The following is a 6,819-nucleotide window of genomic DNA, read 5'->3' on the forward strand; positions in this document are numbered from 1 at the left end:
TTCTTCACCCCTGCCTCGATGGCCGCGGTCAGCACGTTCTCGGTGCCCAGGACATTGGTCTTCACCGCCTCGATGGGGAAGAACTCACAGGAGGGCACCTGCTTCAGGGCCGCTGCATGGAAGATGTAATCCACACCGTGCATGGCATTTTTCACGGACTGGATATCCCGCACATCGCCGATATAGAACTTCAGCTTGTCACTGTACTCCGGGAATTCCCGCTGATAAAAATGCCGCATATTGTCCTGCTTTAGCTCATCGCGGGAAAATATACGGATCTCCTTAATATCCGTTTTTAAGAACCGGTCCAGGACAGCGTTCCCGAAGGAACCGGTGCCGCCGGTGATCATTAATGTTTTACCCGCAAATATACTGTTCATTGTTTTAATCTCCTTTGTTTTTAATGTAAAATAAAAAGCCCTCCGCCATACCTTCGGCATGACGAAAAAGCTTCTTTGTCTGATGGGCCATTCTTTTCGTATATGGAGCAAAATGGATTTCTTTCACAATATCGTCTGATAAAATTACCATCAGCAGATTTTTAGCGCTTCCCTTCTCTTCTCATATCTTCCGTTTCTCTACTACTCTTTCCAAGCGTTAAGGTTCACCTTTATACTTATATTGCTCAATATTCTCATTTTACATTTCGCCCTTCAGTATGTCAACCGGTATGATGAGAAAATATTTTAACTAGAGAACTATCACTATATTCTATCTCGTATTCTTTTTACTCCTTCTTCCCCCCCATATAATCTAATCAAAATCATCCCTTTTTCAATACGATCAATGATTCTATATACTTTTTGAATGTATTTTTCTATACCTCCAACTGGTCTTCGTCCCGCTCTGTATAAATACTTAAACCTACGTTTGACTGCTTTCTCTGAAAGAACCCCTATTGACTTATAATCTACATTCATTATTTTATTTTTTTCAAATAACTTTTTATTGTTCCAAAGCCATCTGCCCCATGCTATTCCATATCCACATCTTTGATTTATATGATATGGAAAAATCATTTTTGTTTCATCCTCTTCATCATCTGCATATAACCATAAAAAAATTTTTTTGGAATCTTTTATTCTTTGGGTTCCGTCTGTTTCAAAATGCCATGGATCTTCTTTTTTATTTAAAAAACCCAGAAGATCTTTCTTTCTCCAAATAGCAACTTGTGTATCCAATCTATAAGGAGTATCACTATTTGCTATTCGGAATCGTCCATATGCATCTTTTATTTGTAAGCATTTTAGATTGGAGGATTTTAATCTGCACTCTGCTATTTCCTTATTTTCGTCCATCCATTTTACGCACTGCTCTATAGCGTCATCATCAACTTGTCCTGTAAGAAAAAAATCTTCCAGACTAAATATAATATAATCTGTACGTATCTGCTTCAAGCAGTTATATAAGCGCTCACTCCAAGTTTTTTCTCTTCCTCCATATATAATCTGTATATTTAAACTTTCATCTATATAACCCTTGGTCTCACAATTAAGGAATATGCTCTTTGGGTGATTTTTCCAGTAAATTTTAATTAGTTCAAAATATGGATACCAAGCACACTGATAGTTATCAGATGTCGAAACAAGCAGACTACATTTCAACGGATATTCATATTGCATTTACCTACCTCCTACAAAGCCTTTTTGAGCCTTTAATCACATAATCTTTTTCATCTACACTTAATGAAATTGTCCACATCAAAACAATATAAATTGCGACGACAAGCAAGCCCTCTGCTATAAGCGTTATAATACTAACTTTTTCCACGAATCTTACTATTACTCTCCCTATAATCATTGTGAGAATCATAGGAACCAACATCTTCCCATAACAGTTTTTATAAAAAGTCAAGATATCTATTCCTATTTTCTTCTTATGAATTACATTCAATCCTAAAACATTTATCAATCCCACTATACATAATGCTACACATGTCCCTTCTGCTCCCCATGTCTTAGCCAATACATATGAAATGCAAACTCCCACTAAACTTGTACACATAACCCATATAGCTTGATCTTTAACACAATTTTTTGCAATTATAGTTGTATTCGCAATTTGCTGAGAATATTCAAAAAAGGCCGGAATCATAATTAGCACTGTACAATAATAAGATTCATAAAAGTCTTTTCCCATCCACAAAGTCATAAATATATCTCCTACACAAAAGAACCCTACAAGAATCATTCCCAGTAAAAAAGTTTGATATCTCCCTACTTTTATCATAAGTGTAAGGATCTGGTTCTCCTTCTTTTCAGAAATCATTCTCGAAATACTTGGCAAAAACAACCCATTAATTGCAGTTGCAATCATATAGTAATAGCTTCCTATAGATGAAGCCGGTGAATATAATGCAACCGCAATACTACTTGCAGCAACAGCCAGTATTGAAGGCGCAAGATTGTAAGTAAGTCTCTGAGCAATACTAATCACTGTACTCCATATCGAAAAAGAAAAGATTTCTTTATAAATTTTCTTATCTATTTTTTCTATTTTTAATTGAAACGGAATTTTCTTTTTTATTATAGATATTTTAATTAGAATAGTTATAATCCCTGCTATAGCATTAGCCGATACAACCGCAACCACTCCAAAATTTAGAAGCAATGCTCCTATAACTAAAACGACAGTAAAAAGTTTATTAAATAAATCGCACAGTTTTAATGCAGCAAATTGTTCATATGCATTTAATACTCCACTTAGCGGAGTCATTGGAAAGGCAAGCAAATTAAATCCACCTACCACAAGATACAAAACACGAAATAGTTTTAATTCCTCAGGTGTAAGCCCCGCATAAATAGTCTCTAGTGAAAAATAAACCACTGTCAATATAATAAATATAATTAAATCAATCAAAAAGTACAGCTTAAAAACCGCACCTATAAATTCATTAATTTTATTTTGTTGATTTTCTGCTCTATATTTAGCCAAAAAGCGGGCAACTGCTGAACTCAAGCCAAAATCAAGCATAAAAATCCCAATTAATGATATAGCTAAAGTATAAAGCCCATAGTTAGCTCGTCCGATTTTACTTACCATCCAAGGCGTATAAAAAAGCGTCACAACAATATTGATTGCTAACGCAAAATATGAAATTATAGCCCCAAGCTTAATCTGCTTTCCCAAATTCACGCAATTCCTTCTTTCAAAATTTGTCAAATTATTCCATTTGTCATTACACTACACCGTTAAATTTACAACTACAGCTTTGCTTCTTCTAAAAGTATCTTTTTCCCTCAAATTTAAAACATAACAGAATGAAACCCACACTATTTTCATGCGAAGCATCTATACTTCTAACGTTTTATTGATGATGTAGTTCCATTGAGAGACAATATTTTGAATTGAATATAATTGATATATAGGCTCAAATAAAACTATGTCTCTCTTTATACAGTCATTCTCTTTAATAACTTTTGTTAACATCTCTGCAATTTGTTCTAACGAGGATATTGATTTCACATCTGCATGCATCTCATCTAACTCTCTATAAACAAGCCAATCTCCTTTAATAACAATTGAACTCGCATATATATGTTCCTTTAACGCATTAGAAAATGCGTCTGTATCCCGTACATGTAAGTATATATCTGTTGCTATCGCCAACATAGCACTTTCTCTAAAAGAAACGTATTCCTCCAGTATTTCATAGGATACATTAGCCTCTCGAGCATTTTTTTTAACTCTATCAATATATTCCAAATCAAATCTTCCATATTGCATCGGTATAACTACATAAAGCTGTTTTTTCAATTCTACTGGCAGTTTACCTATTTGTTTTAAACATATGTCTTGATGCTGGGCTTCATATGCACTATATCCACAGGTAATACAGATTTTACCTTTGGGAATATGATACACATCCCGACATTGCATCCTTGTCATTGTCTTCTGAATACTTCTGATACATTCAAGGCCAGCAGTAGCAAAACGGCATATATGCAATTTAGAATCATATTTATGACCATATAATTCTTGAAATTGTTCTTTAGTCCGTTTAACTGTAACTGTAATCGAACTAGCCATTTTAAAACATTGCTCACGTAATTTAATCACAGATGGAGTTAAATCTTCAATATCTCCCCCCCAATATGATAAAATTAGCTTTTGAAATTTAAAACGAAATAATCTTATCATGTACATACTTGTCTTGTATACAGAATGAACATGACATATATCTACTTTCGGAACGTCCATCATTAATAACATTTTTTCAAACAATTGAAGCCCGCGATGCAGAATATCCTTTTTATTCAAATTCTTATATCCTTTTTCGGAAATAGAATGTATAAATATACCTTTTTCTTCATAATAGTCTCTATACTCTTTTCTAATAGGCAAAGTAGATAACGTCAGCAAATGTATTTCCATGTTTCGAGGCACCAAAACAGTTTTTACATAATTATAAATATGCATAGAATTTGCATCACCTATAATTAAATATCTAATTTTCTTCATACTTATAGTTCCTCACTTTATAATCCCTATCTTCAACCCCAATTTTCGAAGTTGATGCTCAATTTTTCTTCTAATACGTACACACCAATTAGGATTAATTATTTTCATTACTTTTTTAAAGTAATGATAATCTTCAATTACATATGGTGGATGTTTTAGTGGAAATTCCATTTCTTTCACTGGTTCATTAAACATTCTTTGTATATCTTTAGGAAGTTCGGCCAAATGTTGAGGCGCATGTGTAGAATTAGCAGATAATCCCCCATTTTTTATCATATTTACCGCGGGATATATAACCAATCCGGAATTTAATGTGGTTCGAAAACCTATAATATGTTCCCAATAAGGAATCCCTTCTTTTCTATGTTTTCTTGCCGCAGCAAGACTTTCCTCAAATCTTTGATTTCCAAAACGATACCGCGCCAAATCAATATAGTACTCGTCATCCAAAAATCCATAGTCATCTTCCCATGTTTGTGCCACACGCCTCCAACTTGCCCAACCCCATGAGGATCCTGATTTTCCAAAAAAATAGCTATATCTTTTATCTGGCACTCCTCCATATAATGTCTGTCCACATATTCTGTCAATCCGCTCATCATTTTCGTACCTATCCAAAAGTTCCTTACAAAAAGAGAAAAAACTATCTGCCGGTACAATATCATCTTCCAAAATAATGCATTTGTCAACTATAGAAAATGCCCACTTGTGTGACAAATATGTAGAAGGATCACATCCCATATTTTCTTCATGAAAATTTTTATAGACTATACAATCCCAGTCTATGTTCTCTGCAATTTCTCTACACCTTCTGACGTTTTCAACATCATCTGGACGACCAGGCCTTGGACCATCCTGCCACAGTAGCAATATTCGTGGGCGAGCTTTTCTAACTGTTTCAAAGGATTTTTCAAATATCTCAGGTCTTGCAAAAAAAATACATAACACAGCAACATCATTTAACCATTTTTTCATAGTTTTTTCTCCCTATTGCTCTTTGTTTAAGAGCAAATTTTTCATTCCCATTGTTTGATGTACAACATGCTGTATGTTCACTGAACGCTTGCATCCCACATGGAATATATAGAAATAGAATAAAACAAATCTCAAAGCAATATTGTATTGGATTAAATACACTTAACAACACAAACATAAATATAAGATTTTTCCATATATAATGATTAAGCCTTACAGAAAATGTACAATCAATAGCCTTTGAAAGTTTAAAGATTGGATAATAAAATAAAAAGGCCCCTATAATTCCCATCCCCTGAAGGTAACCTAACAATGTCGAATGGCATTTATCCATATTATCAATTGCCACTCCATTAAGCATGGTAACATTTCCCCAAATGGGGCTATCAAAAAAATTCTCAAAAGCATCACTGTACAATTCAGGCCTTGATCCGACAACAGAAATGTCAGCTCCGGAAAATAACATACTCATCTGTTGAAATTTTTCTGTTAATATGCTTTCTTCATTCCCTGTAAGTGTTCCAAGATACGATAGTATAGTTGGAAGAGAAATAAGTAATAATATAATTAGACATGCAATAATCCATTTATTAATCCCTCTCGAGGAGTTCAAATAAATAATAATGATACTGAAGATAGTTATTAATAATAGTAACGTCATATACTGTGTTCTAATGATAAAATATAATAAATATATGTATATACCGCACAACAAAATTTTTATAAATCTTCTCTTGTTCTGCAATAATAGAGATAAAAAGTACAAGGCCACAAAACCTATTGCATAACAAAATTCAAATCCACCAACATTTTGAAACCTGTATGCAGCCATTTCTGAACTCAATGAGCCGCTAGCCAAAATTCTTGCTATCATACTATTATCATTCAAAGCTATTACTGTATTTCTACAAATCCAAAAAAGCAACACAGATAAAGCTCCAAAAATGATTTTCATCATTTTTTTGTTCTGCTTTACGCGACTAACCAACATCAAATATAAAAAGGCTGGCGCCACAAATCTTAGAGCTCGGACAAACTCATTAATTGCTTCCGTAATATCTCCTCTCCGCATAACTAGTAAAGACATAATGGCCAAGCCACCACTACAAAATATTACTGGCAATACCAACTTTCCATCTATTTTACCTTCATGTATAGTAAGACAATAAGATAAAATTAAAAACAAAGCTAACGGCATATAAGGTATACTATATTTTATCACTGGCATAATATAACAAACGCTGACAAGCAATGCATACAAGCCTATCAGCGATACTTTCCCTATACGGATGTCTCTCATTTTATCTCTCCTCGTATAATAAGCCTGTACCCCAGATATACAGGGGTGGGATTATTCACTTTTAATGGTATAGAGGAGTCATC

Annotated in this window: 6 protein-coding genes; all 6 read right to left on the reverse strand. The window is 33.9% G+C overall.

The window, feature by feature from the left end:
- A partial coding sequence (locus tag FGQ86_RS15815) for a polysaccharide biosynthesis protein (RefSeq protein ID WP_195639074.1) occupies positions 1 to 371 on the reverse strand: 371 nt, incomplete at its 3' end.
- Between the two features lie 333 nt (positions 372 to 704).
- Positions 705 to 1,622 (reverse strand): hypothetical protein, encoded by a 918-nt coding sequence (locus FGQ86_RS15820; RefSeq protein WP_138305102.1) that lies wholly within the window; start codon positions 1,620 to 1,622, stop codon positions 705 to 707.
- 4 nt (positions 1,623 to 1,626) lie between these two features.
- Positions 1,627 to 3,129 (reverse strand): oligosaccharide flippase family protein, encoded by a 1,503-nt coding sequence (locus FGQ86_RS15825; RefSeq protein ID WP_138305104.1) that lies wholly within the window; start codon positions 3,127 to 3,129, stop codon positions 1,627 to 1,629.
- 162 nt (positions 3,130 to 3,291) lie between these two features.
- Positions 3,292 to 4,461 (reverse strand): hypothetical protein, encoded by a 1,170-nt coding sequence (locus tag FGQ86_RS15830; RefSeq protein WP_138305106.1) that lies wholly within the window; start codon positions 4,459 to 4,461, stop codon positions 3,292 to 3,294.
- 12 nt (positions 4,462 to 4,473) lie between these two features.
- Positions 4,474 to 5,436, reverse strand: coding sequence for a hypothetical protein (locus tag FGQ86_RS15835; RefSeq protein WP_138305108.1), 963 nt, complete (start codon positions 5,434 to 5,436; stop codon positions 4,474 to 4,476).
- Positions 5,417 to 6,736, reverse strand: coding sequence for an O-antigen ligase family protein (locus FGQ86_RS15840; RefSeq protein ID WP_138305110.1), 1,320 nt, complete (start codon positions 6,734 to 6,736; stop codon positions 5,417 to 5,419). The genes FGQ86_RS15835 and FGQ86_RS15840 overlap by 20 nt, the downstream gene beginning before the upstream one ends.
- Positions 6,737 to 6,819 lie beyond the last annotated feature (83 nt).

The organism is Clostridium sp. BSD2780061688st1 H5 (assembly GCF_005845155.1).
Classification (GTDB): Bacteria; Bacillota; Clostridia; order Lachnospirales; family Lachnospiraceae; genus Claveliimonas; species Claveliimonas intestinigallinarum.